Origin of the sequence: Geobacillus sp. Manikaran-105, from assembly GCF_002809955.1 — a bacterium.
GTDB classification, from domain to species: Bacteria; Bacillota; Bacilli; order Bacillales; family Anoxybacillaceae; genus Geobacillus; species Geobacillus thermophilus.
Window position 1 is genome coordinate 1 of record NZ_PIJG01000022.1, and the last position, 26,703, is coordinate 26,703.

A 26,703-nucleotide genomic window follows, 5' to 3' on the forward strand; every position below is an offset into this window, starting at 1 on the left:
TTTTACGTACCATAGATACAACGACCTCATGACCCCAGCTGCAAGGAGACCATTCGACAGAAGGTTGTTTTCATCCTTCCGATGGTGACGAAATTTTTTTGTCATGGGAGTCTATATTCTTTTTTCATCGATTCTCCCATTTTTTTACTTTTTTTGATCAAAAGTAAAAAAAAGGACGCCGCGTATCCCCCGCCTACGCTTCGCTTAGAGGCGGGGGACTTGCGGCGTATGGGTTGTTAAACGAATCTGGGGCAATGACGACCTTCATCTTTTTCCCTCCTCGATGTCGTGAAACGGGGCGACACATGGCCATAACGATGCAAACGCAGCCGGCCGCACGAACAGCGGATTCATATCCGTGCGGCGCAAGCCACTAGGCCGCAGCGGCACAGACGATGGCCATCGCGGTCAGAGCGGCGGTCGCCCCTTACTATTGTTTTCGCCAACGAAAATGCCGTTTCCTTTATCGGGCAGGCAAACAGATAGATGCCGAATGGGCCAATGACCGTTGAAACAGTCTTGACCGCGATCAACGAAGGCAACGCTGCGCACTTCCGTCGCCGCGATTTTCCATAGGCTCAGCTCGGAAGTGCAGCGCCCTCAGTCCGGCGTACATTTGATTTCCAGAAACTCGCGGTCTCTCGTCCCCGCCCGATGGTGCTGATGGAACGATCGATGTTTGATCCCCGTCCTTTCGCCGCTCGTATTATATACAACGAAAGAGGCAGGATCTAGCGGCATCGCTCATGATGTCAAATTTTGACAAAAAAAGACGGAGACAGCCGCTTTTTTTCTATTTTCAGAATTGGTTATATAGTACTATAATAGAATTAGTTATATGTTCGTTTGTTCCGATGGGGAACATGATTGCCGTCGCCAATGCCAAGAAGCAGCGGTTTCCGAACTCGCCATCCGCCTTGTCTGTCAAACAATCCATCAATTGATCGCCAACGGCCACCGTCATTGGAGTGATCATCCTCTTTTTAGCATCGCTTCGTCAGCACTGAAGTTGTCAGAGGTCAGATAATAGGAGAGAGAGTCGACATGTTATTCCGAGCGCGACCGGTTATTTTTTCCGTTTTTTTCGCATCGATTGCTGTTGCGGTTATGTCAAAACCGCCTTCCTTCGATCGTACATATATGATCGCCTTACTGTTTTATTGGCTGTTTTCCAGCTTGTATTCGCACTTGCGCGTCGTCGATAAAACAAAAAACAATATCCCGGTTGACTACGGCATCAACTACAGCTTATCGTTCTCCTTGTTTGCTGGCCCACTCGGGCTGCTTATTTTTGAATCGCTGTTTCGCTTGACTGAACATCTGACAAAGAAATATTTAAAAACAGCGGAACCGGATGAATGGCTGCACACGTTGTACAACATCGGCTCATTTGTGACGTTCAACTCATTGGCGTTCACTCTATACAACCTCCTTAACCCGCTGTTTCAATCCGTTCCGCTTATCGGTTTTTGGCTGCTCGTTTTTCTGCTCGTCGTCATCGTTTCGTTGCTGACTGATTGCTGTCTCATCATCGTTTTTTATCTCACCGGCGATATTCGGACACAAGGCGAAGCGCTTGAGTTTATTAAAACAAGAAGCTGGACGGACATGGGAAAAACGGCGCTGACAAATGGTCTGTTATTTCTCTTTTTGCAAGAACAGCGGTGGGATATGCTTTTGAGTTTGTTTTTGCTTAATTACTTTGTCAGTCGCTCGTTTTTTTCCAAATCGCAAAGCATCCGTCATAAACTGGAGCGCGATCAGTTTGAGAAGATGGCGTACACCGATTTTCTCACCGGCGTCCATAACCGCGCCTACATGGACAAAACGATCGCCAAGCTGAATGGGACAGGCGAATGGATCGGCGTTGTCGTCGCAGATATTGACAATTTTAAATCGATTAATGACACGTACAACCACGCTGTTGGCGACGAGGTGATCCGCCATTTTGCCTCAACCTTGAAACAGTTTCTCAAAGAGGGCGATTTTTTGTTCCGCAGCGGCGGTGAAGAATTTACGATGTTTTTGCGTCATCGCACGTTTGAAGAGAGCGTCCGGCTTGTCGAGGAGATTCGAGAAGTCGTGCGCCGCAGCACCGTGTTGGTCGATTATATGGCGGCGAAACGTCCCATTGCCTATACGTCGTCGTTTGGTCTTTACTTTTGTCAAGCAGAAGGAACGATGTCAATTGAAAAAGCGTACATTTATGCCGACCATTTATTGCTCCGTTCGAAAGAAAGCGGCAAAAATAAAGTATCAGCCCAATGCGGGGGAGTTGCGTGACGGGGCAGCTCCTTTTTGTTTTCTCCGCACCGTCCGGCCTAAGCAAAAACGGCGCAGCCACCATACATTAACGAAAAAATGGGGCTATCCTCGGCTGCACTGCCAAGGCAAACTTCTTCATCCTTTTCAGTAATGGATGACAGAAGAGGAATAGTTCAATAAGGTGGTGAGGGCCCTTTGATTCATCTTGTTACGGCGACTAACGACGCATACCCCTTGCCTCTTGGGGCGATGTTAAAGTCGTTGTTTGCCGATAAAACGTCCGAACATCGTGTCACCATTTATGTATCACACGAAACATTATCGGAACAAAACCAGCTAAACTGAGAAAAAAGTATTAAAAAAACATCCCCCAAAGTAAAAGGGGACGGCTCACTTGTGATACGGCTCCCCCCGGTTGATCCGAAATGCGCGGTAAATCTGCTCGAGCAAAATGAGACGCATGAGCTGGTGAGGAAACGTCATTTTCGAAAACGACAACGCCTCGTCAGCGCGCGCCATCACTTGTTTGCTTAAGCCAAGCGAGCCGCCGATGACGAACACTACCTTGCTTTTGCCATAGGTGGCGAGCTCATCGAGACGGGCGGCAAATTGCTCGGACGATTTCATCTTTCCTTCAATCGCAAGCGCGATGACGTGGGCGTCATGCGGAATTTTCGCCAACAGCCGCTCGCCTTCCCGCTGTCTGATTTGCTCTTCCTCAAGTTCGCTTGCCCGTTCGGAGGTTTTTTCATCGGCGACCTCAATTATCTCAATTTTTGCATATGCGGACAGACGCTTTGTGTACTCATTGATCCCTTGAATTAAATATTTTTCCTTCAATTTGCCCACAGCGGCAATGGAAATATGCACACATCATCCCCACCTTACAAACAACTTATCAACAATATTTATCCACATATACACAACACATATCCACATATTGTGCAAAAACATCAGCATCCTACGACATAGACAGCCTTTTTCTTGCAAAAACGGCACAGTTTTTCGCTGTTATCCACAAACATGACATCAGGGGCCTGCTCCGTCTCATCCACATATTCGTCAATGGCCATATCGATGTGCTCCTCACATGTGAATATCATCATTCTCGCTCCTTTCCTTGTGGAAAAAAGAAGGAGCGTTTCCGCTCCTCCATCGTTTTCGTTTAATACGACTCACGCGCCAACTTCATCGTGACCGTGCGTTTTTCCCCATCACGATAAAACGTGACTTCCATCCGGTCGCCGATCGATTTTTTCGTATACAAATATTTGCGCAAGTCGAGCACATTGCGGATTTTTTCGCCATCAAGCGCCACGATGACATCAAACTGTTTTAAGCCTGCCTGGGCGGCTGGCGACATCGGCACGACTTGGATGACCGCGGCCCCTTCTGTTACATTCGGCGGCAAATGAAGCGTCGCCTGCAAATGGTACGATGGGATGTCGCTCAGCGAGCGAAGTTCAACGCCCATATATGGACGGCGCACTTGTCCGTATTTTTCCAAGTCCGAAATGATCGGAATGGCTGTGTTGATCGGGATCGCAAATCCGATGCCTTCAACCGCCTCTTGGGCGATTTTCATCGAATTAATGCCAATGACTTGCCCTTTGATGTTGACGAGGGCGCCGCCGCTGTTGCCCGGGTTAATGGCTGCGTCTGTCTGCAATACTTCCGCATTCCAATCCGGAGCGCCGTCCTGGTCCAAGTCAACTTCCACCGTCCGGTTCGTCCCGGAAATAATGCCTTGCGTCACCGACCCGGCGAACTGCAGGCCGAGCGGGTTGCCGATGGCGATGACCGGCTCTCCTGGCTTTACCGCGTCGGAGTCGCCGAACTCAGCCACCTTTTTCACATGCTTTGCATCGATTTCCAGCACAGCCAAGTCCATCAGCACATCGCTGCCCAGCAGCTTCGCCGGCACTCTCGTCCCATCTTTGAGGCTCACTTCGAGCTGACTGGCGTTTTCAACAACATGATGGTTCGTGACGATAAACGCCCGTCCTCCCGCTTTCTTGTAAATGACGCCCGATCCGACGCCAGCCTCGCCTCCTTGCGACCAGAAGCTGGCTTCTTGAATGTTGACAACGCCGACAACCGCATCCGATACTTGGTCGATCGCCTTTGTCACCGCCGTCGTCACATCGACGGAAACGCTTTGCCGAACCGCAGGAGCTTCACTTTCCCCTTCCGGCTCCCCTCGTTCCTCTTGCGACGGCACGACGTCGTACGGGAGGACGTCCCAACGGGAAAGCGCCGGAATGGACATGAGGACGAGCAATCCTCCTAACACAGCGCCGACAAGCGTGGACAAAAACGAACCGCTGCGCCGTTTCCGTCTCGTTTGCCCGTGCGCTTCGTAATGGTCATCGTAATATCCCACATTCACCACCCTTTCCGCATTCGTCTCCATCCCTCATTATAATCACCAATAGAGGAAAAATCCAACAAACACATTTTCCCCAGTTTAGCCAAAACGCCTCTCATACATACGCCAACGCGGTCGCCCGACGGGGATCGGTGTCGTATAAATGAAAGCGGGCGCCGACTGCCAGCCCTCTTTGTTCCAACATTTGCGCCACAGTCATGCGCGCCAGCTCTTTCATATTGTTATCTTGACTTAAATGAGCCAAATACACTTGTTTTGTCCGCTCCCCGATCACATCGGCAAGCGCCAGCCCTGCTTCCTCGTTCGAAATATGGCCGACATCGCTTAAAATGCGGCGCTTGACGCTCCACGGATACCTCCCCATCCGCAGCATCCCGACGTCGTGGTTGCTTTCAAACACGAACACATCCGCATTTTCGATCGTCTTTTTGATCCGCTCGCTCACGTAGCCGGTGTCGGTGAGCAACGCAAGCTTTTTTCCCCCGTAGTGAAAGACGTAAAACATCGGTTCAGCCGCATCGTGAGAGACGCCAAACGATTCGACATCCACATCGCCGAACGTCCTCACCGCGCCGAGTGGAAAGACAAATTTTTGTTCGGCCGGAATGTCGCCGACGGCCTGTTCCATCGCCCGCCATGTTTTTTCATTCGCATACACAGGCAGGCGGTATTTGCGAGCGAGCACCCCAAGCCCTTTAATGTGGTCGCTATGTTCATGGGTGACAAGCAGCCCATCAAGCTCCTTTGGATGGCGGCCGATTTCGGCAAACAGCTGCTCAAGCTGCCTGCCGCTCAACCCGGCGTCGACGAGCAAGCGTTGGCGGTCCGTTTCAACGTAAAACGCGTTGCCGGTGCTGCCGCTGGCCAGTACACTAAATCGCATCGTCATTCAAGCTCACTCCAACACACTTCCTTCATCGGTAATGACTTGTCCTTCAAACGCATTCACAAAATAATCTTCTTTCCGATTGACGACGATATGCCATGTCGGCGTCAACACTTGGGAAGCGGTAAACTGGACGAGGCCATAGTAGCCAAGCTCCACTTTCGTGACGCGGTCGCCCGGCTGCAAATGCCCTTTCCGGTACAGCGTCTCAAGAGCTTTAATGGCCGGAACGATGTCTTGTTTCCGCTCGTATTTTTCCAAGTCATCGAGCATCGTCTGTTCATAAGAAACCGCTTTTTGCTGCTTATTGACATGAATGATGAGCTTGCTGTTTTCGTTGCCATAAATCATTTTGCCTTCGTACACTTGGTAACAAATTACCGTTCCTTCCCCTTCATCAAATGACCAAAGGGCGTACTGCTCCCCATCCAAAATATAGCGCCGCAAAAACTCGCGCAGCTGGTACGGGTCGCTGACATTTAAAGCAATGGGATGGAGAAACGTTCCTTTCAATTTCGTTTCTCCTTCTTCGATTTTTGCTTTTTGCGCGGACAGTTTTTTCGTATCGGCGGCGGTAAACGCTCGGCTTTTGCCGCTGACGTACGCCGCTTTCGTCACTTCTTTCGGCAGCTCCACATACGTGATGCCGTTCGCTTCGAGTTGCTCTTCAATGGTCGTTTCCAAAATGACATCAAGCTGGCTGCTGTTTCGTTTTTCCATAAACTGATACACTAAAAAGCAGTCGAGGATGAGGAACACAATGATGAAAATCGTCTTCGTTTTACTCCAATCCATTCGTTCCCCCTCCTCCGCCGTCCCCATCGTCGCTCACTTTTTTCCACGTTTGCTCGTACAAATAAAACCACGCCGGTTCCAGACGAATCACTTTCTCCCGTTCCGGATCTTTGACGAGCTCGTAGCCGATGGCGATATCTTTCACGAACGATTTGCGGACGCCTTTCGCTTGTTCAAGCTGTTTGACGATCTCACGGCCGGACGGCAGCGTTTTCGGGGTTCGGGTGCGGTCGGGGATTTCCAGACGGAAGAGCGGGCGCTGATATTTCATTAAATCGCTCGCCCCCCACATCTCCACGATTTCCGACATGCCGTATTCATTAAAAACCGGATACCCGTTGACAACAAGCCGGAAAATGACTTTCCGATCTTCTTCACTCCAACGGGCAAAATGGTATAAATCAGTCCAGCCGCCATGTTCATTGACAAAATCAATGCTTTTTTGAATGAAGTGAGTTTCTTGATCAGTTTGGCCCATATTGGAGACACGGGCTGCCGGATTGACATACAGCAGCATGCGCTGAAGGAAATCGACGTCCATCAGCCGCGAACCATCGGTGTACTCCTCGCCAAACGGAATCAAGTCCTTTTTCACAAAGCTCGGGTCGCTAAACAGCGCTTCTTTAAACTTATCGACGTCCAACTCATCGATGTAGTATTGCAAACTGCTAAGCTCCACTTCTTTTTCCGGCAAATAAAGCTGCTTCGTCTCGCTGACCGGATAAGCGAAATAACGGGGAAAATGGTTGGCCTCCTTCGCCAGCCGGCTGATGGCGTCCTGCGAAGCGTCACTGGCGGTCGCCTTATAAATTTTGTGCTTATCGGTTGCGATAAAATAGACTGGGAATTTATCCCCTTCACTGAATGGAACGAGAATGCGGTCAAATGCCAAGCCATCAAGCCCTCTATCTTCCACCGTGAAGATCAACCGGTAAATATCGATCGGCAGCTCGTCTGGGTAAATGATTTCCAGCCGCTCTTTTCCGTCTAAAAACGACAAAAACTTTCCTTGCGGGACGGAAGATGAAATGTTCTCAAAATCGTCGAGCGCCCATTTTTTGACTTCTTTCAGCACTTCATTTTTCTTTTCCTCTTTCGTGAGGGCGTAGTGGGCTCCGCCTTTATGGATGAGCACCTGCTTTGGCTGCACGACCATCGCCGTATCAACTTGCGTATTGCTGACGGAAACGTGCTGAATATACTCGTCGTTTTGCAGCACGTCATATTTAGGATGATACGTCCATAAAGCAAACGTCATCATAATGCTGATGAGCACAAGCGACGTCAACACAACTGTTTTGATCGCTTCATACATCGTACCAGTCATCCTTTTGCTCCCGTTCTAGCGGCAGCGTAAAATAAATCGTCGTCCCTTTATGTTCTTTGCTTTCCGCCCAAATCGTCCCGCCATGGGCGAGCACGACTTCTTTGGCAATGGCCAGTCCGAGGCCGGTGCCGCCCAATTTGCGCGACCGCGCCTTATCGACCCGGTAAAAACGCTCAAAAATTTTCGCCAAATCGGCCTTCGGGATGCCGACCCCTTCGTCGCTGACGCTGACAATGATCTCGTCGGCCAGCTCGCGGACGCGGAACGTGATCGTCCCGCCTTGCGGAGAGTATTTCAACGCATTGGAAATGATGTTGTCCAATACTTGTGTGATTTTGTCCTCATCCACTTCGATGAAAATCGCCTGGCGCGGAATTTTGCGAACGAACCGGATGTTATCGCTTTTTGTCAGTTCAAACCGGTCAATCACTTTATGAAAATAAGCCGAAAAATTGATCCATGTCTTTTTCAGCTTGTAATCTTTGCTGTCGAGCTTCGACAGATGAAGCAAGTCGTTGACAAGCCGGATCATCCGCTCTGTTTCGTTTTGGACGACTTGAATGAACCTTGGAGCGATGTCTTTATCTTGCCAGGCGCCATCCGCCAATGCCTCTAAATAGCTTTTCATTGTCGTCAAGGGCGTGCGCAGCTCATGCGAGACATTGGCGACGAACTGCCGCCGCTCGCGGTCGATTTTTTCTTGCTCGGTGATGTCGTGCAAAACGACAATCAGCCCGTTGACAAACCCGCCCTCTTTTTGAATGACCGATAGTGACGCCCGCAAAATGTACAATTCCTCATCGGTGCTGAAATCCAAAATGAGTGAGTCGCGTTCCTCGAGCAGCGTTTCAAACGTATATTGGTCAGCGATGCCGAGCACGTCGACGATCGAACTCGACAGCACTGTTTCACGTGAAACATTCAAAATGTTTAACGCCGCATCATTAATGAGAATGACGCGGCCGCGGCGGTCGGTCGCGATCACGCCATCGGTCATGTGCGTCAACACCGACTCAAGCTTGCGCCGTTCGCCTTCCGTTGTCGCCTGCGCTTCCTGCAGTTTTTTCGTCAAGTTGTTAAAGGTCATCGCCAGCTGGCCGATTTCATCGTAGCCGTACACTTTGACTTTGCGGGAAAAATCGCCCCTTGTCATCGCCAGCGCTTGCCGGCGCATATCGGAAATCGGCCGGGTGATGGTGCGCGACAAAAAAATGCCGAGCACGGCGGTAATGGCGAGCGCGATCCCCGTCCCAGTCGCCAAAATCATGTTGATTTGCCGCATTTGCGAAAAGACGTTTTCCATTGAGGCAATAACGTAAATGACCCCTTTGACTTCCCCGCTCGTCTTAATCGGAGTCGAGGAAATGTACATGCGATGGCCTGTCCTTGAATCAAGCATCATCCGGTCGACAGTTTCGCCGGTGACGAGCGAACGCTTCACGTAAATCTCCGTCGTCCGCTTCCCGACGATGTTTTGCATATACGGATTCGACGTCGCCAACACCTTCCCTTTGGCATCAATGACGCGCACTTCGGAAATATCTTGGGAAACGAAATCATGAAGAAGCGAACGGATGTCTTCTTCCAATGTCGGGCTTTTTTCATCGCGCTCCCGATTCATTGCCTGCTCGACGTTATAGGCGAGCAGCGTCACCCGTTCGTTCAGTGAGTTTTTGAAATTTTGCACAAGCTCCGTTTCCAACTTACGGACAAAATACACGCCGATGATTTGCATGGCGACAAGAATGAGCAGCACATAAATAATAACAAACTTAAAGCGGATCGAACGAAATGGCCCTACTTTTTTCATGCCGACTCATGACTCCTGTTCCGGGTTGCGCAAATAATAGCCGACGCCCCGTCTTGTGACGATCCACGACGGATGGGAAGGGTTGTCTTCGATTTTTTCACGCAGCCTTCTTACCGTCACATCGACCGTGCGCACATCGCCGTAATAGTCGTAGCCCCAAACCGTTTGCAGCAAGTGTTCGCGCGTCATCACTTGGCCGATATGTTTCGCCAAATAGTGGAGCAGTTCAAATTCGCGATGGGTCAACTCGATCGTCTCCCCCCGTTTTTGCACGACGTACGCATCTGGACGGATGACAAGCGGCCCGATGACGATTTCATTCGTTTCATTCTCCACTTCCTCTTGGTTGGCTGTTTGCGCATGGCGGCGCAAGTTCGCTTTGACTCGCGCCAGCAGCTCGCGCGTGCTGAACGGCTTTGTCACATAATCGTCCGCCCCCAGCTCCAAACCAAGCACTTTATCAATCTCGGAATCTTTCGCCGTCAGCATGATGATCGGCATGTCGTATTTTTTCCGCACCTCGCGGCATACTTCCATGCCGTCTTTCAGCGGCAGCATAATATCCAATAAAATCAAATCCGGCATCGTTTCTTCCACTTTTTGCAGCGCTTCCTCGCCGTCATAGGCGCAGATGACTTCGTACCCTTCTTTTTGTAAGTTAAATTGCAAAATATCGGCAATCGGTTTTTCGTCGTCAACAACTAAAATGCGTTTTTCCATCTCGCTCACGTCCTTCCTTTTGCGATGGAATGCTATCATTATTAATTTACCACGTTATAAAAACGAAATCATCCTTTGCCCGCTGCCATTTTGAGGAGCAAGCCATAGGCTTGCCTTCGACAGTCAAAAATGGATGAGCCACTTTTCCGCCAAGGATATGTTAAACGATTTCGTTGCATCTATACAGTGAAAAGGGCATAGACGCACGCGCATGACCCCGACCACGGACGGGACCGCTTTTCCTCCGCGAATGAAAAAAGCATAGACGCATGTGCATCTATGCTTTGGTGTTCACCGCTAGCCGCTTATGCATAAACGCTGCGGACAACGTTCGTTTGCGAGCGGTCCGGACCGACAGAGAAAATCGAAAGCGGGATGCCGGTGAGCTGGGAAATGCGTTCGACATAGTGGCGGGCATTGGCCGGCAGCTCGTCCAAGCTTCTCACCCCGGTGATATCTTCCGTCCAGCCCGGCAGCTCTTCGTAAATCGGCTCGCATTCCGCCAAAACTTTTAAGCTGGCTGGAAACTCCTCGATCACTTCACCGCGATATCGGTAGGCGACGCAAATTTTCAACGTTTCAATGCCGGTCAACACGTCAATCGAATTGAGCGACAAGTCGGTGATGCCGCTCACCCGGCGGGCATGGCGAACGACGACGCTGTCAAACCAGCCGACGCGGCGCGGACGGCCGGTTGTCGTCCCATATTCGCGGCCCACTTCACGAATGCGGTCGCCGATTTCATCATGCAGCTCGGTCGGGAACGGCCCATCGCCGACGCGCGTCGTATAGGCTTTTGCCACTCCGACGACGTGCTTGATTTTCGTCGGGCCAACGCCAGCACCGATCGTCACCCCGCCGGCCACCGGGTTGGAAGACGTAACAAACGGGTACGTCCCTTGGTCGATATCGAGCATGACGCCTTGCGCTCCTTCAAACAGGACGCGGCGTCCTTCATCAAGCGCGTTGTTCAATACGACCGATGTATCACAGACGTATTTTGCGATTTGCTGGCCATACTCGTAATACTCTTCAAAAATGTCCTCGAAGCGGAACCCTTCGGCACCGTACACTTTTTCGAACAACATGTTTTTCTCTTCCAAGTTGCGGGCCAGCTTTTCCGCAAACACATCGCGGTCGAGCAAATCGATGATGCGGATGCCGATGCGCGCTGCTTTATCCATGTACGCCGGCCCGATTCCTTTTTTCGTCGTGCCGATTTTATTGGCGCCTTTCCGCTCTTCCTCAAGCCCATCCCATTTCAAATGATACGGCAAAATGACATGGGCGCGGTTGCTGATGCGCAAATTATCGGTCGAAACGCCGCGCTCATGCAAATAGGAAAGCTCGGCGACAAGCGCTTTCGGATCAACGACCATGCCGTTGCCGATGACGCAAATTTTGTCTTTATAAAAAATGCCCGACGGGATTAAGTGAAGCTTATACCGCTCTCCGTTAAACACGATCGTGTGTCCGGCGTTGTTCCCTCCCTGGTACCGGGCAATGACTTCCGCGTTTTCCGATAAAAAGTCTGTAATTTTCCCTTTTCCTTCATCGCCCCATTGCGTGCCGACAACAACGACTGACGACATGGCGAGCACCTCCAGTTTCCTCGGTCTAAACATTGTCAGTGTATCAGTTTTTCGGTGCAAAGTCAATGAAACACGAACATTTTAAACAGTTATAAGCTTTTTTATTCGTCTATTAAACCCGAAAGGAGGCGCCTGCCGCCAACGTGAGCCGGTTTACGCCCCCGGCGGAATTTGCGCCTCATCGAAGCGGCGCTCTAGGTTGACAAACTTATTATACTCTTTAATAAAAGCGAGCTGCACCGTTCCGACTGGACCATTGCGCTGTTTGGCAATAATGATTTCAATGATGTTTTTGTTCTCAGAATCTTTGTTGTAATAGTCATCGCGGTACAAAAAGGCGACAATGTCGGCGTCTTGCTCAATGCTTCCGGATTCACGAATATCGGACATCATCGGCCGTTTGTCTTGGCGCTGCTCGACGCTGCGCGACAGCTGCGACAAGGCGATGACCGGCACTTCAAGCTCGCGGGCGAGCGCCTTCAGCGAGCGGGAAATTTCCGATACTTCCTGTTGGCGATTTTCTTTGCTGCGTCCGCTCCCTTGAATGAGCTGCAAATAATCGATGACAATCATGCCGAGCCCGCTTTCCTGCTTAAGCCGGCGGCATTTGGCGCGAATGTCGCTGACGCGGATGCTCGGCGTGTCGTCGATATAAATGCCGGCGTTCGATAAACTCCCCATCGCCATCGTCAGCTTGCCCCAGTCTTCCGGCGTCAATTTGCCGGTGCGCAAGTTTTGCGCGTTAATGTTGCCTTCGGCACAAAGCATCCGCATCACCAGCTGCTGGGCGCTCATCTCCAAACTGAAAATGGCGACATTTTCATTCGTTTTCGTCGCTACATTTTGGGCAATATTTAAGGCGAACGCTGTTTTCCCAACCGACGGCCGGGCGGCCACGATAATCAAATCGCTCCGCTGAAAACCGGACGTCATCCGGTCAAGCTCGGTGAACCCGGTCGGGATGCCGGTGATTTCCCCATCCCGGTTATGGAGCATCTCAATATTGTCATACGTTTGCACGAGAATGTCCTTAATATTTTTAAAGGCGCCCGAATGCTTCCGTTGGGAAACCTCCATAATTTTGCGCTCAGCTTCATCAAGCAAAACGTCGATCTCGTCTTCCCTTGTATATCCGTCTTGCGCGATCGATGTCGCTGTGCGGATGAGGCGGCGCAGCACCGATTTTTCCTCGACGATGCGGGCGTAATATTCGACGTTGGCCGCTGTCGGCACGGCGTCGGCGAGCTCGCTTAAGTAGGAGACGCCGCCGATTTCCTCAAGCTGCTCGGAAGCGGCGAGTTCCGCCGTCACCGTCACCAAATCGACCGGCTCCCCCCTGTCGGCGACGCGAAGCATGGCGTGAAAAATTTTTTGATGGGCTGCACGGTAAAAATCCTCTGGGATTAAAATTTCCGAAGCAGGCACTAACGCAGCGGGATCCAAAAATACGGCGCCAAGCACCGCTTGCTCAGCTTCAATGCTTTGTGGAGGAATTCGTTCTGAAAACAGCTCGCTCATCGTTTCACCACCTTTTCCCCCGTTGTGTCTTTCTCTGTTGCAGCTAATAAGCAAAGGAGCCCCGCCGCAGCGGGCGGGGGCATCTTCGCTTCCTGAAATGAGACGTCGCCGTTATTTTTGTTCTGTCACATGCACTTTCAGCGTCGCCGTTACCTCTGGGTGGAGTTTCACCGGCACGTTCGTGTATCCAAGCGCGCGAATGGCATCGGCAAGCTCAATTTTGCGCTTGTCGAGCTTCAAGCCGTGTTGGGCTTGCAGCGACTCGGCGATTTGTTTGCTCGTAATCGAGCCGAACAAACGGCCGCCTTCGCCTGCCTTTGCTGGAATGGTTACTGTCAGCTTCTCAAGCTGTTCTTTCAATTTTTTCGCATTTGCCAGCTCCTCGGCCGCCTGGCGCTGCTCTTTTTGTTTTTGCGCCTCGAGCGCTTTTAAATTGGCTGGCGTCGCTTCAATGGCCAGCCCTTGTTTAAATAAGAAGTTGTTGGCATAGCCGTCGGCGACGTTTTTGATTTCCCCTTTTTTCCCTTTTCCTTTGACATCCTTTAAAAAGATGACCTTCATGATGGCTTACCCCCCTCAAAATAGTCATGAATGGCTTCGCGCAGTTGCCGCTCCGCCTCTCCGACCGTCACCCCGGACAGTTGGGCGGCAGCATTTGTCAAATGTCCGCCCCCGCCCAACTTCTCCATAATGACTTGCACGTTGATGTCGCCAAGCGAGCGGGCGCTGATGCCGACCGTCCCATCTGCCCGCTTGGAAATGACGAAAGAGGCGGCGACGCCGCTCAGCGTCAGAAGCGTATCGGCGGTTTGCGCGATCAACACTTGATCGTGCACCTCGTTCTCGCCCCCCTTGGCGATGGCGATGCCGTGTTCATCAATCACCGTCCGCTCGATCAATTTCGCCCGTCTGACGTAATTCGTTACGCTTTCCCGCAGCAATTTTTGCACAAGCACCGTATCCGCTCCTTGGGCGCGCAAATACGACGCCGCATCGAACGTGCGGGAACCGGTGCGGAGCGTAAAACTCTTTGTGTCAACGACGATGCCGGCAAGAAGCGCCGTCGCCTCCAGCATCGACAGCTTCACCCGCTTCGGCTGGTACTCAAGCAGCTCGGTGACCAATTCCGATGTCGATGAAGCGTACGGCTCCATGTAGACGAGAATCGGCGCTTCAATAAACTCTTCGCCGCGACGATGATGATCGATGACGACGATATGATCCATGCGGTACAGCAGTCGTTCTTCAATGACAAGCGACGGACGGTGCGTATCCACGACGATGAGCAGCGTATCTTCTGTCACGAGCTCAAGCGCCTGCTCCGGTTTGATGCATCTCGACCATAAATCAGCATGTTTTCTCATTTCTTCGAGCAGCCGTTGCGCACCTGCATCCGTTTTTGCCTGGTCAACAACAATAAACCCTTCCTTTTGGTTTGATTGAACGACCTTTAAAATGCCAATCGCCGCCCCGAGCGCGTCCATATCCGGATATTTATGCCCCATAATGAGCACCCTATCGCTTTCAGCGATGAGCTCGCGAAGCGCATGGGAAATGACGCGGGCGCGGACGCGTGTCCGCTTTTCCATCGGGTTCGTTTTTCCGCCGTAAAACTTCACTTTTCCGTTTCCGTGTTTGATCGCTACTTGATCGCCGCCGCGCCCGAGCGCCAAATCCAAGCTCGATTGCGCAAGCGTCCCAAGTTCTGGCAGTGGGGATACGCCGGCGCCAATGCCGATGCTCAACGTGAGCTGGGCTTGGTGTTTGGCCGTCTGCTCGCGCACCTCATCCAAAATAGAAAATTTGCTTTTTTCCAACCGGGTCAATATGTGCTCATTCAATACGGCAATGAATCGATCCGACGACGTTCGCTTTAAAAAGATGCCGTAATCGTTCGCCCATCGGTTCAACACAGAGGTTACAAGGCTGTTCAATTGGCTTTTCGCTTGATCGTCCATCCCTTGCGTAATTTCATCATAATTGTCAAGAAAAATGATCGCCAGCGCCAACCGCTCTGCCTCATATTGCCGTTTCAGCTCCATATGCTCTGTAACATCGAAAAAGTAAAGAAGCCGTTCGTGGCGGCGGACGATGACTTTCAGCTGTTTTCCGTTCAGTTCCATAATCTCCTCGTCCGCCTTTCCTTTTTTGACGAAAGCGGCCAACGGTTCGGACAGCTCGGCAAGCGAGCGGCCAACCAACGTCTGTTCCTTAAAGCAGGAGGCTAAAAACCGGTTCGACCATTCGATTTTCCCTTCCTCATCGATGAGCATGATGCCGATCGGCATCTGCATAAGCGCTTCCTCGCCGACTTTCTTCACCCGATACGACAGGTTGGAAATATATTGCCCCAGCTCTTGATACAAAGAGCGCTGTGACCAAATGACATAATAAAGCGTAAACCCAACGGTGAGAAAGCCGATCAGCCCAAGCAGCCAGTGGAAATAAAACAGGCCGGCCGCCATGAGCACCGCCAAGGCGGCTAACGCATAGGACGGATAGCGGTATGCTTTCCTCTCGTAAAAATGGGACATTCAAGTCAGCTCCTACACTGAAGAAATGGCTCACCTTATCCAATTATTTATATGCGGCGGCGCAAATCAAATCCTAAATCAATTATACCGAATATCGCCACAAGATAAAGTAGAAAAGGCAGGAATAAACAAACAACCGTCCCAGCGATCACCACGCCTTTCGCAATGCCTTTTTTGTAGGCGGCGTAATACAAAAACGAAAATCCTTGTACTGCCATGGCAAGCTGCAGCACATAAGAGAGGTTCAATACAGCAATATAAGGGAACGTTCCCTCGGCAAACGGAAACATGGAAAGAACAAGCACCATGATGTATATCCATAGCACGCTTTTTGGCAAGGAGAGCTCACGAAACGGCGGCCACGTGCCGACCGGGAGCTTCAGCCGCTTCATAATGGGCAGCGAGACCATGATGGTCACGTAGGCGAGCGCCAACGCAGCGATGACAAACAGCGTCGGAACCATGTAGCCGATCAGTTCGATTCCTTGTTCAAGCTGCTTTTGCATCCCAGCTGGCGGCTTTTGGCCCATCGCTTCCATCATGCGCATCGCCGTATCAAACGACTCGCGCACTAAACCAAGCGTATCCCGGATCATGTCAACTTGGAAAAATTGAATCGAAATGATGTAATCAAGCACGATGTTGGCTAAAAACACGAGGGCGCCGACAAGCCAGATGAGATAGCGGTTTTTCTGTTTCGCCAACATCGCGCCGACCGTTATGCCGACAGTGCCAAACATAAGCGCCATCGGCAGCGACAAAAACGAACCGATAAGGCTGGAGACAACGAGAGCCGCAACGAGCAGCAACCAGGCAGGGGCAAGCCCGTGACGCATCGTAAACACCATAAATGGAAGCGCTAAAAACAGGGCAGCGACAAAGCCGATCACCGGCACGTACAACGCCATCAAAAACAAAACGGCAAACAGCGCGAGTTCGATGGCTGCTTCAGTGAGGGCGTGTGTTTTCCGCAATGAACGTTCTCCTTTCCAGCTAGTTTACTCAGCATAAATAGAAAAAGCAGTAAGGTCCCCCTTACTGCTTTTTTCAGCTCACTCATCGGCAACGTACGGCAACAGCGCCATTTGGCGCGCCCGTTTGATTGCGACCGTCAGTTTGCGCTGATATTTCGCGCTCGTTCCCGTCACACGGCGCGGTAAAATTTTGCCGCGTTCAGAGATGAATTTTTTCAGCAAATCAACGTCTTTGTAGTCGATGTGCGTGATGTTGTTTGCCGTGAAATAACATACTTTGCGGCGTTTGCCACGACCGCCTTTCCGTCCTGCCATGCTTCGTTCCTCCTTTCCGCTTCTATCGTTTCCATGATCGTTCAAAACGGTAAATCATCGTCGGAAATATCAATCGGCTGGCCGTCATTGGCAAAAGGATCTTCATCGAGACGGCCAACCCCTTTCTCGCTTGAATGACGGTGGTTCTGATCTTGTCCGAATGGGAACGGATCCCCATAGTATCCGCCTGCTGCTGCCCCACGCTGCTCATTGCTTCCTTTTGGCTCAAGAAATTGGACGTTGTCAGCCACCACTTCCGTCACATACACGCGTCGGCCTTCCTGGTTTTCATAGCTGCGGGTTTGCAGCCGGCCGTCAACCCCGGCCAAGCTCCCTTTTTTCAAGAAGTTGGCGACGTTTTCCGCTTGGCGGCGCCAAACGACGCATTGAATAAAATCCGCCTCCCGCTCGCCCTGCTGATTCGTAAACGGGCGGTTGACCGCGAGCGTGAACGTGGCAACAGCCACTCCGCTTGGAGTGTAGCGCAACTCCGGATCTTTCGTTAACCTGCCGACCAAAATGACGCGGTTAATCATCAGAACCACCTCGTACCATATACAAAAAATTATTCTTCTTCTTTCACAACGATATGGCGGATAATGTCTTCGCTGATGCGCGCTAAACGGTCAAATTCTTGCACCGCTTTCGGCTCTGCCGTGACGTTGACAATCATGTAGTAGCCGTCGCGATATTTTTCAATTTCATAGGCTAAACGGCGTTTGCCCCAATCCGTCACATTCGTAATCTCCGCACCGTTTTCTTTCAACACGTTGTTAAACCGCTCGACGAGAGCTTGTCTTGCTTCATCGTCCATGTTCGGGCGGATGATGTACATGATTTCGTATTTTCTCACGCTCGTCACCTCCTTTTGGTCTAAACGGCCCTTCCCGTCGAAGGGCAAGGAGCAATAATCATTACTCACATTCGTTGATTATACCATGACTGGCGGCAATAAGCAAGGCTATTCCGCTTCATTCCGATGACGGAAACATTCGCCAGAATTAGCACTGGAAGTTCACCACGCCGCCAACCATTTTCCTTTCTCCGCGGCATTGCACATGGAACTCACGCAGTCTGCCGCCCCTTGGCCGCGGACTCTGTCGACAATGGCGTTACACATTGAACCGGAAGTGCATGATGTCGCCGTCTTGCACTTCGTAATCTTTCCCTTCCAGCCGCACTTTGCCGGCTTCGCGCGCCGCCGCCATCGAGCCGGCAGCGACTAAATCGTCGTATGAAACGGTTTCAGCGCGAATGAACCCGCGCTCAAAGTCAGAGTGAATAATACCGGCGCATTGCGGCGCCTTCATTCCTTTGCGAAACGTCCATGCCCGCACTTCTTGTTCACCGGCGGTAAAAAACGTCGCCAGCCCAAGCAAGCTGTAGGCGGCGCGAATGAGCTGATCGAGGCCGGATTGTTCAATGCCGAGCTCTTGCAAAAACTGCTGTTTTTCCTCATCGCTGAACTCGGCGATTTCTTCTTCAATTTTTGCACAGACGACAATCACTTCCGCATTGTCGCTTTTGGCAAACTCACGCACTTCCGCGACGAACGGATTGCTCTCCGGATCAGCGACATCGTCCTCGCCGACATTGGCGACATAAAGCATCGGTTTGGTCGTCAGCAAGTGCAGCTGCTTGACGACTTTCATCTCTTCATCGGCAAACTCGATCGTGCGCGCCGGCTTGCCGGCTTCGAGCGTCTCTTTCAGCCGCAGCAAAATTTCGTATTCAAACGCCGCCTCTTTGTCTTTTTGCTTGGCGATTTTGCCCACCCGCTCCATTCGTTTGTCGACCGTCTCCAGGTCAGCAAAAATAAGCTCTAAGTTGATCGTTTCAATATCGGCGAGCGGATCGACTTTGCCGGCGACGTGGGTGATGTTTTCATCGCTGAAGCAACGGACGACTTGGCAAATCGCATCAACTTGGCGAATGTGCGACAAAAACTTGTTGCCAAGCCCTTCCCCTTTGCTTGCTCCTTTCACGATCCCGGCGATGTCGGTAAACTCAAAAACCGTCGGCACGGTCCGCTTCGGCTGGAACATGTCGGTCAGGACGGTCAACCGCTCGTCCGGCACTTCCACGACGCCGACGTTCGGTTCAATCGTGCAAAACGGATAATTGGCCGATTCGGCGCCTGCTTTTGTAATGGCGTTAAACAACGTCGATTTGCCGACGTTTGGCAACCCGACGATTCCTGCTGTCAATCCCATTCGTTCCACTCCTCTTTCCCGTTCGCATCTTCCCTCATTATATGGGCTGGCACAAAAAATGACAAGCGTGCCGCGGGCGGGGAATATTTCCTCTTCCATCCGCCTCAACAACTAGGAGTTTGTGTCTTTTTCCAACTGTTGGACGTCAACACTGTCCGGCGCGGATCAACCTTGGGGCAATTTGGGCCGCCGCCCTTTACGTTAAAGTGCTTCATTTGTTTCCTGCGCAACTTTTTCAATATTCACCAAGCAATCGTACAGCGTGCTGCCGCATTTGTTGTCTGACTCCAAATCGGATGTGAGCACATTGACCGGACCGCCAAACGCGCCCCATTGTCCTTCGTCAATATTGATCGTTCCCGGATAAGCGCCATTAAGCACTTTGACCGTCCCGACAACGGCCCCGCGGTCGTTGTAGACACGTGCCCGATCGCCGTCGATGAGGCCTTTTTTCTCAGCAATATCAGCCGAAATTTCAATGCGCACAGTTTGCAGCGCCGGAACGAGAGGGTAATGCTGAGAATGGTTTGAACGGAGCGGATGGATCGTCAACAACCGGTACGGATACTTGGCGGCCAATGCCGGATGAGCTTCTTCCGACTCAGCCGGGTACATGATTTGCAGCCGGCCGTCCATTCCTTTTTGCCGGGCAATGTTCGAAGTGAATTCATATTTGCCGCTTGGCGTTTGGAAACGGCGGTCATGCCATGGCACCGGCTCGACGGGCAGAAGAATGCGATGCTCGGCTTTGATCCGCTCGAGCGTAATCCCGTTTGTTTCCAACGGGCGCAGCGCCATGGCGAGAAACTGCTCGCGCGTATAGGCGAACGCATCGCCAAAGCCAAGCCGTTTGGCCAGCTCCGTCCAAATCCAAAGATCAGGCTTCGCCTCGCCCGGCGGGTCGACGAGCTTCGGCCCGTAATTCAAATACGCATGGTACATTGACGAACAATAAACGTCTTCTTCCTCAAACGAAGCCGCAACCGGAAGGACATAATCAGCAGCGGCGGCGGTATCAGTCATAAACTGTTCAAAGACAACAACAGTGTTGACCGAGGCAAACGCTTCTTTCATTAAATTCGTATTCGGCACCTGAACAAGCGGGTTGCCGCACGTGACGATGACCATCTCAATGGGCGGATCATCCGCCCGCAAGATCTCTTCCGCTTGCTTCATCACCGTCCACGTGCGTGACGCTGTTTTCCGTTCCGGGAGCGTGAGAGCGGCTTTGTCAAAGCATTCACTCACTTGCAAGTTGCCAAAATTCGCTCCTCCGCCCGGAATGCCGACATTGCCGCTCGCCGCGACAAGAGCATCAATCCAGCGGATCGTGTTGCCGCCGTTCGCATAGCGCTGCATGCCAAGTCCAAGATACGTCGCCGTCGGCCGGTCGCTGTAAAGCTCAGCGAGCTCTGTCATAACACGGCGGCCGACGCCGGTATGCCGTTCGATCTCCGCAAACGAAATCGTCTGCAACATCTCTTCCACATCGCGAAAACCGACCGTATACTGCTCGATAAACGTGCGATCCTCGAGCCGAAGCCGAAGCAGCTCTTTCATAATGCCCATGGCTAAAAAGGCATCCATCCCCGGTTTGATGCACACGTACCGGTCGGCGATGCGCGCCGTCGGGCCAAACAGCGGATCAATAACGGTGATCGTCGCGCCGCGCTTTTTCGCCGCCAGCAACCGTTCAAACAAATGCATGTTCGTGCGGGCGACATTTCGCCCCCAAATGACGATATGGCGGCTGTTGTCGATATCTTCCGGCGCATGGCTGTACGCATTGCCAAAATCCCATGTTTGCGCCTCAATGCCCGCGCCCCAGCAAAGGCTGCCGACAAGCTCTGTCACCCCGCCGTAGCAATTGAAAAAACGCTTGTCTAGATTTTTCAGCAGCCCGTTGTTGGCATAGTCATGGCTATGGAGCACGGCTGTCGACCCCAACCGTTCTTTTACGTCCCACAATTTTTCGGCGATATCATCGAGTGCTTCTTCCCATGAAACCCGGATAAATCGCCCGTTTGCTTTTTTCAGCGGATAAAGGAGCCGCTCTTTGGCGTTTGCCCGCTCTTTCAGCATCCGCCCGCGCCCGCAAATCGTTCCTTTCGTGATCGGATGATGTTCGTCGCCATCAATGCGCACTACTTTTCCGCCATTTACGGTCACCTTGAGTCCGCAAACGTCCCAGCAATTGAGCGGACATGACGTTACATGCACGGTTTCCATCGATTCTCCCCTCCCTGTCCAGCAAAAGAGGGGCTGACGCAAAAGCCCCTTTTTGATAAGATGCAACCGAAGTATGGGAAAGAGACCCCCTCCTGAAACCCTTGGCTTTACCGGATGTTTCGTGGCGGTCTATGTTTCCATGCTGCTCCAGATAGGAGCGTTACCGCTCTTTTGGATCAGCCCCTTTTGTCATTCTTCATGCCTGACTAACACTTTTTTCATTTTGCGAATAAACTCTTTGCGCGGCAACAGAACGCTGTGGGCGCACCCCTCGCATTTGATGCGGATATCCGCGCCTAAGCGGATCACTTTCCAACGGTTCGTGCCGCACGGGTGCGGCTTTTTCATCTCAACGATATCATACAAGCCAAATTCCTTCTCTTCCATCTGCTCACCTCCATGATTGTCATGATTTCTGCCCTTGCCATTTGGCATCAAGCGGCTCCTCTCCGCTTCGCCGATGCAACACGAACCTTGGGTATGCCATTTCGATTCCGCGTTCGTCTAAAAGCATCTTTACTTCTTTGCGGATGGCTCTTGCCACACCGACATGGCACATCGGCTTCGTTTCGCATGTAATACGAAGCACCATTTCCGAGTTCACTAAGTTTTGCACGCCAAGCAACTGCGGCGGTGCGACCATATCCTCGTATTTGTCCGGCAACTGCGGCAGCAGTTCACGAATCGCTTTTTCCGCCTCTTCAATATCTTCTTCATAGGAGATGCTGATGTCCACTACCGCCAAACTGTTGTGAAGTGAATAGTTCGTCACTTGCGTAATGCTGCCGTTAGGCAAAATATGCACTTCTCCCGTCCAGCTTTTAATTTTCGTCACCCGAAGCCCGATCTCTTCCACATACCCTTCAAAATTGCCGATGCGGACGTAATCGCCGACCGCAAACTGGTCTTCAAAAATGATGAAAAACCCGGTGATGATGTCTTTTACTAAGCTTTGCGCCCCGAAGCCGACGGCCAGGCCAACAACCCCGGCCCCAGCCAACAACGCTTTGACCGGAACACCAAACGTATCTAAAATCATCAACAGCGCAATAAAATATAGTACGTACGTAATCACATTGTCTAACAGCCGCGTTAACGTCATCTCTCGCCGTTCCGAAATGCGGATCGGTGCTTTCTCCCGCACTTTGAACATATTATGAACGGCTATTTTCAACACTTTCACTGCTGCGGCGCATATGAGTAGGATAAGAACAATCTTAAGCGCCCCTGTTCCAATTCGAAGCCATAGCTCCTCATTCGTCAACAGCTCGAGCAGCCGGTTAACCGTTTTTTCCATCGCATTCAATGTTGACGACACCTCAACCTTTTTCTATTCTGCGCTTTTATTTTAACAAGATGGACCGCCGATTTGTAGTCAAATGCAGGCAGCGGGCGAAAAAGAAAAGACAAGAAAACAAACATCGAGATGTATATGATTCTTTTATTTTCCGTATACTGTTAATAATTTTGAACCGAAAGTAGGAGTGAATCGCATGAGCATACCGTCGATATTTTTCTCTTCCCGGGAAGAAAGGAATCGCGTTTTTTATGATGAACAGGGGGCGGCATCGTCCATCGCCTGGCGAATCACTTCGCTGCTTCCCGATCCGCTCGTTCAACCGATTGCCGTCGTCTGCATCGGCACGGACCGTTCGACCGGCGATTCGCTTGGACCGCTCGTCGGCACGATGCTGAAGGAGAAGCCATTGGCCCGTTTTCACGTATACGGAACGCTTGAAGAGCCGATTCATGCGGTCAACTTGGAAGAAAAAGTGGGGGCCATTCAGCTGATTCATCGCGATCCGTTTATCATCGCTGTCGACGCTTGCCTCGGACGGTTGAAAAGCGTCGGGGCCATCACCGTGTCGAAAGGGCCGGTTCGCCCCGGAGCCGGAGTGAACAAGCAACTTCCCCCTGTCGGCGACGCCCATATTACTGGAGTCGTCAATGTGAGCGGGTTTATGGAATTTTTCGTCTTGCAAAATACGCGTCTTCATCTCGTCATGAATATGGCGAAAACGATCGCCAACGGCATTTATGAAGCGGAGCGGCACATCATCCGCAAAGAGCGAGCCGCCCAACCGCTTCTGAAAGACCGGCATTCCTTATGGTAAACAGCAAAATCCCCTCTCATCCGGCTGTTGTTCTTAAAGAGGGGATTTCTTTTGCGCGCCTTGAACGCCCGGTTTAGGCGCTCCCTCTGCACGGACGTCGTTTGTCCGCTCTCGGCCGAAGAGGCGGCCGTCTATTAGACGAATGAAAGAACACACACGGCAGCCGCCACGACAAGAATGCTCGGCAGCAAATTCGCCACGCGAATGTTCGTCAAACCGAGCATATTCAGCCCGATTCCTCCCATCACCGTCTCTTTTACCCGTTCGGGAATGCGGTGAAACCATTTTCCAATCAATGCCCCGGCTACAATGCTGAGCCCGTTCACAATCGTTCCTAGCAATACCATGATGTTCAACCCTCTCTAGCTCCAGCAAAAATAAACCGGCCCTTATTGCCAGGCCGCTCTACTCGTCGAACTGCACATCAAGCAGTTCCAATATTCTTTGCAAGTCTTCCGGAGAAAAAAACTCGATTTCAATTTTCCCCTTTTTCTTCGTCTGTTTGATCGTGACGTTTGTGCCGAATTTTTCGCGCAACAGCGATTCGCTCTCACGGAGAAACACGCTTTTTTCCGGCGGTTTCCGTTTCGATGTTTCACGTGAAACATTTTCGTTGATTTGCCGGATCAGTTTCTCGAGCTGGCGGACGTTCAGCCCGTCGCGGACAATCCGCTCGATCACGAACTTCATTTTGCTTTTTTGCTTCAGCCCGAGCAGCGCACGTCCATGGCCCATTGACAGCGTTCCATCGGCAAGCAGTTTTTGCACGTCGGGAGGAAGCGACAAGAGGCGCACATGATTGGCGACGTGCGGGCGGCTCTTTCCGACGCGGCTGGCGACTTCCTCCTGGGTCAGATGCAGTTTGTCCATCAACATTTTATAAGCCATCGCTTCTTCAATCGGGTTCAAATCTTCGCGCTGCAAGTTTTCCAAAAGGGCAAACTCCATCATTTGTTCATCGGTCAGTTCGCGCACGACGACCGGCACAAACTGCAGGTTCGCCTCTTTTGCCGCCCGGTAGCGCCGCTCGCCGACAACAATTTCAAACCCTTTGACCGACCGGCGGACGATGAGCGGCTGCAAAATGCCGTGCTGCAAAATGGACTGTTTCAACTCTTCGATCGTTTCGGGCTGAAATGTTTTCCGCGGCTGGTATGGATTCGGATGAAGGACATGAATGCTGACCTCCTGCACCACTCCCTCTTTTCCGTCGAGTTCGAGGTTGTGAAACAGCGCATTAATGCCTTTGCCAAGACCTTTAGCCACGCTCAAGCACCTCCTTCGCCAACTCTAAATACACTTCCGCCCCCCGCGATTTGACATCGTACAAAATCACCGGCTTGCCGTGGCTTGGCGCTTCGCTCAGCCGCACGTTTCTCGGGATGATCGTTTCGTACACCATTTCGCGAAAATACTTTTTGACCTCCTGAATGACTTGCAACCCTAAATTCGTCCGCGCATCGAGCATGGTCAACAAGACGCCTTCGAGGCGCAAATTATAGTTTAAGTGGCGCTGCACAAGCCGAATCGTGTTCAGCAGCTGGCTGAGCCCTTCAAGCGCATAATATTCGCACTGGACGGGAATCATGACGGAATCGGCCGCCGTCAGCGCATTCAGCGTCAGCAGCCCTAGCGAAGGGGGGCAATCGATAATGATAAAGTCGTACATGGCTTTCAGCGGCTCAAGCGCATTTTTGAGCCGGATTTCTCGGGAGATGACCGAAACAAGCTCAATTTCTGCACCGGCAAGTTGGATTGTCGCCGGGATGACATATAAGTTTTCAATGTTCGTCGGCCGAATGACCTCTTTCGCCTTCATATCGCCAATAATGACATTATAAATGCATTCGTCGACATCGCCTTTTTCAATGCCGATGCCGCTTGTCGCGTTTCCTTGCGGATCGGCGTCAACGAGCAGCACTTTTTTTCCGAGATGCGCCAAACAGGCCGACAGGTTGACAGCTGTTGTCGTTTTTCCGACCCCGCCTTTCTGATTTGCAATAGCAATGACTTTGCCCACGGTGCCACCTACCTCTATTCCTTACTCGTAAATTCTATTTTACCATGAAAAAAGGAAAATGACTTTGTTTTCTGAAAGAAAAAAACCCCATCAGCTGCGCTTGATGAGGCAAAAGGCGACTTGATGATTATTTTTTCGCGATGCGAATCGTAATTTGATAGTAATCGTCAAATTCCTCTTCTTCGGAATGGACGGATACGCCGCTGTTTTCCACCATGGAGAGCGATTGGCGGATCGTGTTGACGGCGATGCGCATATCGCGGCTGAACGCCTTCCGTTTCGGCTTCGGCTTTCGCTCGCCAGCCTCGAGCATCTTGACGACCCTGTCTTCCGTCTGCTTGACGTTGAGCTGTTTGTCGATGATTTCTTGCAACAGTTTCAGCTGTTTCTCTTTATCTTTCAACACAATTAACGCGCGTGCGTGGCGCTCAGTGATCGTCCGCTGCAACAGCGCCTCTTGCACTTCCTGAGGGAGTTTTAGGAGACGCAGCTTGTTGGCGATCGTTGATTGCCCCTTGCCAAGGCGCTGGGCGAGCGCCTCCTGCGTCAAATCGTGCAGCTCGATCAGCCTGGCATACGCCATCGCCTCTTCGATCGGCGTCAATTCCTCGCGTTGTAGGTTTTCGATGAGGGCGACGGAGGCGGTTTCTTTGTCGTTTAAGTTTTTCACAATAGCGGGGATTTCCGTCCAGCCAAGCTTTTGCACCGCCCGCCATCTCCGCTCGCCGGCAATGATTTCAAATTGGCCGTTTCCGCATTCACGCACAACGATCGGTTGAATAATGCCATGCGTGCGGATCGTCAACGCCAATTCATCGATTTTCTCCTCATCGAACACAGCGCGCGGTTGGAAACGGTTTGGAATAATGCTGGAAACGGGAATATGGCGCACTTCTTCCCGGTCTTTGTCTTCTCCCATTTCTTCTTGCTCTTTTTCTCCAAAGCTGAACAAGCGCGAAAACGGATGCTTCATCCCCCTACACCACCTTTGGACATACTTGG

The 26,703-nt window shown here is 51.5% G+C and carries 26 protein-coding genes; 2 read left to right on the plus strand and 24 right to left on the minus strand.

The window, feature by feature from the left end:
- Nucleotides 1-1,044: 1,044 nt before the first annotated feature.
- Nucleotides 1,045-2,283 (plus strand): GGDEF domain-containing protein, encoded by a 1,239-nt coding sequence (locus CV945_RS08020; RefSeq protein WP_100659532.1) that lies wholly within the window; start codon nucleotides 1,045-1,047, stop codon nucleotides 2,281-2,283.
- Nucleotides 2,284-2,655: 372 nt separating this feature from the next.
- Here the strand turns inward: CV945_RS08020 and rlmH are convergent, their stop codons facing one another.
- From rlmH to CV945_RS08120, 20 genes are all read right to left on the minus strand, one after another.
- Nucleotides 2,656-3,135, minus strand: coding sequence for a 23S rRNA (pseudouridine(1915)-N(3))-methyltransferase RlmH (gene rlmH, locus CV945_RS08025; RefSeq protein ID WP_020754209.1), 480 nt, complete (start codon nucleotides 3,133-3,135; stop codon nucleotides 2,656-2,658).
- An 83-nt stretch (nucleotides 3,136-3,218) separates the two neighbouring features.
- On the minus strand, nucleotides 3,219-3,371 hold the full coding sequence (locus tag CV945_RS08030) for a CxxH/CxxC protein (protein ID WP_100659533.1): 153 nt from the start codon (nucleotides 3,369-3,371) through the stop codon (nucleotides 3,219-3,221).
- Between the two features lie 59 nt (nucleotides 3,372-3,430).
- Nucleotides 3,431-4,648 carry a S1C family serine protease gene (locus CV945_RS08035; protein ID WP_050368739.1) on the minus strand — a complete coding sequence of 406 codons (1,218 nt, stop codon included), beginning with the start codon at nucleotides 4,646-4,648 and terminating at the stop codon, nucleotides 3,431-3,433.
- Between the two features lie 100 nt (nucleotides 4,649-4,748).
- A complete protein-coding gene (locus CV945_RS08040) occupies nucleotides 4,749-5,543 on the minus strand; it encodes an MBL fold metallo-hydrolase (RefSeq protein ID WP_063329673.1) in 795 nt (264 codons plus the stop codon).
- A gap of 6 nt (nucleotides 5,544-5,549) precedes the next feature.
- Nucleotides 5,550-6,335, minus strand: a complete 786-nt coding sequence (locus tag CV945_RS08045; protein WP_033008870.1) for a two-component system regulatory protein YycI — start codon at nucleotides 6,333-6,335, stop codon at nucleotides 5,550-5,552.
- Nucleotides 6,322-7,650: a YycH family regulatory protein gene (locus CV945_RS08050; protein WP_100659534.1), complete on the minus strand. Its 1,329-nt coding sequence runs from the start codon at nucleotides 7,648-7,650 to the stop codon at nucleotides 6,322-6,324. The genes CV945_RS08045 and CV945_RS08050 overlap by 14 nt, the downstream gene beginning before the upstream one ends.
- On the minus strand, nucleotides 7,643-9,472 hold the full coding sequence (gene walK / locus CV945_RS08055) for a cell wall metabolism sensor histidine kinase WalK (RefSeq protein WP_033016895.1): 1,830 nt from the start codon (nucleotides 9,470-9,472) through the stop codon (nucleotides 7,643-7,645). The genes CV945_RS08050 and walK overlap by 8 nt, the downstream gene beginning before the upstream one ends.
- 6 nt (nucleotides 9,473-9,478) lie before the next feature.
- Nucleotides 9,479-10,192 carry a response regulator YycF gene (gene yycF, locus CV945_RS08060; protein WP_033008867.1) on the minus strand — a complete coding sequence of 238 codons (714 nt, stop codon included), beginning with the start codon at nucleotides 10,190-10,192 and terminating at the stop codon, nucleotides 9,479-9,481.
- A gap of 305 nt (nucleotides 10,193-10,497) precedes the next feature.
- Complete coding sequence (locus CV945_RS08065) at nucleotides 10,498-11,784, minus strand: adenylosuccinate synthase (protein WP_047819174.1); 1,287 nt, start codon at nucleotides 11,782-11,784, stop codon at nucleotides 10,498-10,500.
- A gap of 153 nt (nucleotides 11,785-11,937) precedes the next feature.
- Nucleotides 11,938-13,302, minus strand: coding sequence for a replicative DNA helicase (dnaB, locus tag CV945_RS08070; RefSeq protein WP_033016901.1), 1,365 nt, complete (start codon nucleotides 13,300-13,302; stop codon nucleotides 11,938-11,940).
- A 111-nt stretch (nucleotides 13,303-13,413) separates the two neighbouring features.
- Complete coding sequence (rplI, locus tag CV945_RS08075; protein WP_033008865.1) at nucleotides 13,414-13,863, minus strand: 50S ribosomal protein L9; 450 nt, start codon at nucleotides 13,861-13,863, stop codon at nucleotides 13,414-13,416.
- A complete protein-coding gene (locus CV945_RS08080) occupies nucleotides 13,860-15,836 on the minus strand; it encodes a DHH family phosphoesterase (protein ID WP_063211308.1) in 1,977 nt (658 codons plus the stop codon). The genes rplI and CV945_RS08080 overlap by 4 nt, the downstream gene beginning before the upstream one ends.
- Nucleotides 15,837-15,883: 47 nt before the next feature.
- Complete coding sequence (locus CV945_RS08085) at nucleotides 15,884-16,810, minus strand: YybS family protein (RefSeq protein WP_061581041.1); 927 nt, start codon at nucleotides 16,808-16,810, stop codon at nucleotides 15,884-15,886.
- A gap of 78 nt (nucleotides 16,811-16,888) precedes the next feature.
- Nucleotides 16,889-17,125: a 30S ribosomal protein S18 gene (rpsR, locus tag CV945_RS08090; RefSeq protein ID WP_008880812.1), complete on the minus strand. Its 237-nt coding sequence runs from the start codon at nucleotides 17,123-17,125 to the stop codon at nucleotides 16,889-16,891.
- 41 nt (nucleotides 17,126-17,166) lie between these two features.
- Nucleotides 17,167-17,661 (minus strand): single-stranded DNA-binding protein, encoded by a 495-nt coding sequence (gene ssb, locus CV945_RS08095; RefSeq protein ID WP_033008862.1) that lies wholly within the window; start codon nucleotides 17,659-17,661, stop codon nucleotides 17,167-17,169.
- 29 nt (nucleotides 17,662-17,690) lie between these two features.
- Nucleotides 17,691-17,978 carry a 30S ribosomal protein S6 gene (gene rpsF, locus CV945_RS08100; protein ID WP_033008861.1) on the minus strand — a complete coding sequence of 96 codons (288 nt, stop codon included), beginning with the start codon at nucleotides 17,976-17,978 and terminating at the stop codon, nucleotides 17,691-17,693.
- A 259-nt stretch (nucleotides 17,979-18,237) separates the two neighbouring features.
- Nucleotides 18,238-19,338, minus strand: coding sequence for a redox-regulated ATPase YchF (gene ychF, locus CV945_RS08105; RefSeq protein WP_100659535.1), 1,101 nt, complete (start codon nucleotides 19,336-19,338; stop codon nucleotides 18,238-18,240).
- 201 nt (nucleotides 19,339-19,539) lie between these two features.
- Complete coding sequence (locus CV945_RS08110) at nucleotides 19,540-21,567, minus strand: molybdopterin-dependent oxidoreductase (RefSeq protein WP_100659536.1); 2,028 nt, start codon at nucleotides 21,565-21,567, stop codon at nucleotides 19,540-19,542.
- A gap of 189 nt (nucleotides 21,568-21,756) precedes the next feature.
- Nucleotides 21,757-21,954 carry a DUF951 domain-containing protein gene (locus CV945_RS08115; protein WP_033008859.1) on the minus strand — a complete coding sequence of 66 codons (198 nt, stop codon included), beginning with the start codon at nucleotides 21,952-21,954 and terminating at the stop codon, nucleotides 21,757-21,759.
- Nucleotides 21,955-21,973: 19 nt separating this feature from the next.
- The gene (locus CV945_RS08120; RefSeq protein ID WP_044743675.1) at nucleotides 21,974-22,873 is read right to left on the minus strand and encodes a mechanosensitive ion channel family protein; all 900 of its coding nucleotides are present in this window, start codon (nucleotides 22,871-22,873) and stop codon (nucleotides 21,974-21,976) included.
- Nucleotides 22,874-23,060: 187 nt separating this feature from the next.
- Between CV945_RS08120 and yyaC the strand changes: the two genes are divergently transcribed.
- Nucleotides 23,061-23,681 carry a spore protease YyaC gene (yyaC, locus tag CV945_RS08125; RefSeq protein ID WP_044743676.1) on the plus strand — a complete coding sequence of 207 codons (621 nt, stop codon included), beginning with the start codon at nucleotides 23,061-23,063 and terminating at the stop codon, nucleotides 23,679-23,681.
- Between the two features lie 134 nt (nucleotides 23,682-23,815).
- Here yyaC and CV945_RS08130 read toward each other — a convergent pair whose 3' ends face one another.
- The 4 genes from CV945_RS08130 to noc form a co-directional block, all read right to left on the minus strand.
- Complete coding sequence (locus CV945_RS08130) at nucleotides 23,816-24,028, minus strand: DUF554 family protein (RefSeq protein ID WP_044743677.1); 213 nt, start codon at nucleotides 24,026-24,028, stop codon at nucleotides 23,816-23,818.
- Nucleotides 24,029-24,086: 58 nt separating this feature from the next.
- Entirely contained in the window at nucleotides 24,087-24,947 is an 861-nt protein-coding gene (locus tag CV945_RS08135) for a ParB/RepB/Spo0J family partition protein (protein ID WP_033010850.1), read from the minus strand.
- Nucleotides 24,940-25,701 carry a ParA family protein gene (locus tag CV945_RS08140; RefSeq protein ID WP_033010849.1) on the minus strand — a complete coding sequence of 254 codons (762 nt, stop codon included), beginning with the start codon at nucleotides 25,699-25,701 and terminating at the stop codon, nucleotides 24,940-24,942. Before CV945_RS08140 ends, CV945_RS08135 begins: the two co-directional genes overlap by 8 nt.
- Nucleotides 25,702-25,828: 127 nt before the next feature.
- Nucleotides 25,829-26,674, minus strand: a complete 846-nt coding sequence (gene noc, locus CV945_RS08145; RefSeq protein WP_033010848.1) for a nucleoid occlusion protein — start codon at nucleotides 26,672-26,674, stop codon at nucleotides 25,829-25,831.
- Nucleotides 26,675-26,703: the final 29 nt, after the last annotated feature.

What these genes read in the sequence shown, in the direction of transcription:
- CV945_RS08080 (WP_063211308.1), bottom strand. Translation starts at nt 15,836, where the DNA reads ATGTCCCATTTTTACGAGAGGAAAGCATACCGCTATCCGTCCTATGCG.
- CV945_RS08115 (WP_033008859.1), bottom strand. Translation starts at nt 21,954, where the DNA reads ATGGAAGAGAAGGAATTTGGCTTGTATGATATCGTTGAGATGAAAAAG.
- CV945_RS08030 (WP_100659533.1), bottom strand. Translation starts at nt 3,371, where the DNA reads ATGATGATATTCACATGTGAGGAGCACATCGATATGGCCATTGACGAA.
- rpsR (WP_008880812.1), bottom strand. Translation starts at nt 17,125, where the DNA reads ATGGCAGGACGGAAAGGCGGTCGTGGCAAACGCCGCAAAGTATGTTAT.
- yycF (WP_033008867.1), bottom strand. Translation starts at nt 10,192, where the DNA reads ATGGAAAAACGCATTTTAGTTGTTGACGACGAAAAACCGATTGCCGAT.
- CV945_RS08020 (WP_100659532.1), top strand. Translation starts at nt 1,045, where the DNA reads ATGTTATTCCGAGCGCGACCGGTTATTTTTTCCGTTTTTTTCGCATCG.
- CV945_RS08050 (WP_100659534.1), bottom strand. Translation starts at nt 7,650, where the DNA reads ATGTATGAAGCGATCAAAACAGTTGTGTTGACGTCGCTTGTGCTCATC.
- CV945_RS08110 (WP_100659536.1), bottom strand. Translation starts at nt 21,567, where the DNA reads ATGGAAACCGTGCATGTAACGTCATGTCCGCTCAATTGCTGGGACGTT.
- dnaB (WP_033016901.1), bottom strand. Translation starts at nt 13,302, where the DNA reads ATGAGCGAGCTGTTTTCAGAACGAATTCCTCCACAAAGCATTGAAGCT.
- yyaC (WP_044743676.1), top strand. Translation starts at nt 23,061, where the DNA reads ATGAGCATACCGTCGATATTTTTCTCTTCCCGGGAAGAAAGGAATCGC.
- ychF (WP_100659535.1), bottom strand. Translation starts at nt 19,338, where the DNA reads ATGGGATTGACAGCAGGAATCGTCGGGTTGCCAAACGTCGGCAAATCG.
- rplI (WP_033008865.1), bottom strand. Translation starts at nt 13,863, where the DNA reads ATGAAGGTCATCTTTTTAAAGGATGTCAAAGGAAAAGGGAAAAAAGGG.
- noc (WP_033010848.1), bottom strand. Translation starts at nt 26,674, where the DNA reads ATGAAGCATCCGTTTTCGCGCTTGTTCAGCTTTGGAGAAAAAGAGCAA.
- walK (WP_033016895.1), bottom strand. Translation starts at nt 9,472, where the DNA reads ATGAAAAAAGTAGGGCCATTTCGTTCGATCCGCTTTAAGTTTGTTATT.
- ssb (WP_033008862.1), bottom strand. Translation starts at nt 17,661, where the DNA reads ATGATTAACCGCGTCATTTTGGTCGGCAGGTTAACGAAAGATCCGGAG.
- CV945_RS08130 (WP_044743677.1), bottom strand. Translation starts at nt 24,028, where the DNA reads ATGGTATTGCTAGGAACGATTGTGAACGGGCTCAGCATTGTAGCCGGG.
- CV945_RS08040 (WP_063329673.1), bottom strand. Translation starts at nt 5,543, where the DNA reads ATGACGATGCGATTTAGTGTACTGGCCAGCGGCAGCACCGGCAACGCG.
- CV945_RS08065 (WP_047819174.1), bottom strand. Translation starts at nt 11,784, where the DNA reads ATGTCGTCAGTCGTTGTTGTCGGCACGCAATGGGGCGATGAAGGAAAA.
- CV945_RS08045 (WP_033008870.1), bottom strand. Translation starts at nt 6,335, where the DNA reads ATGGATTGGAGTAAAACGAAGACGATTTTCATCATTGTGTTCCTCATC.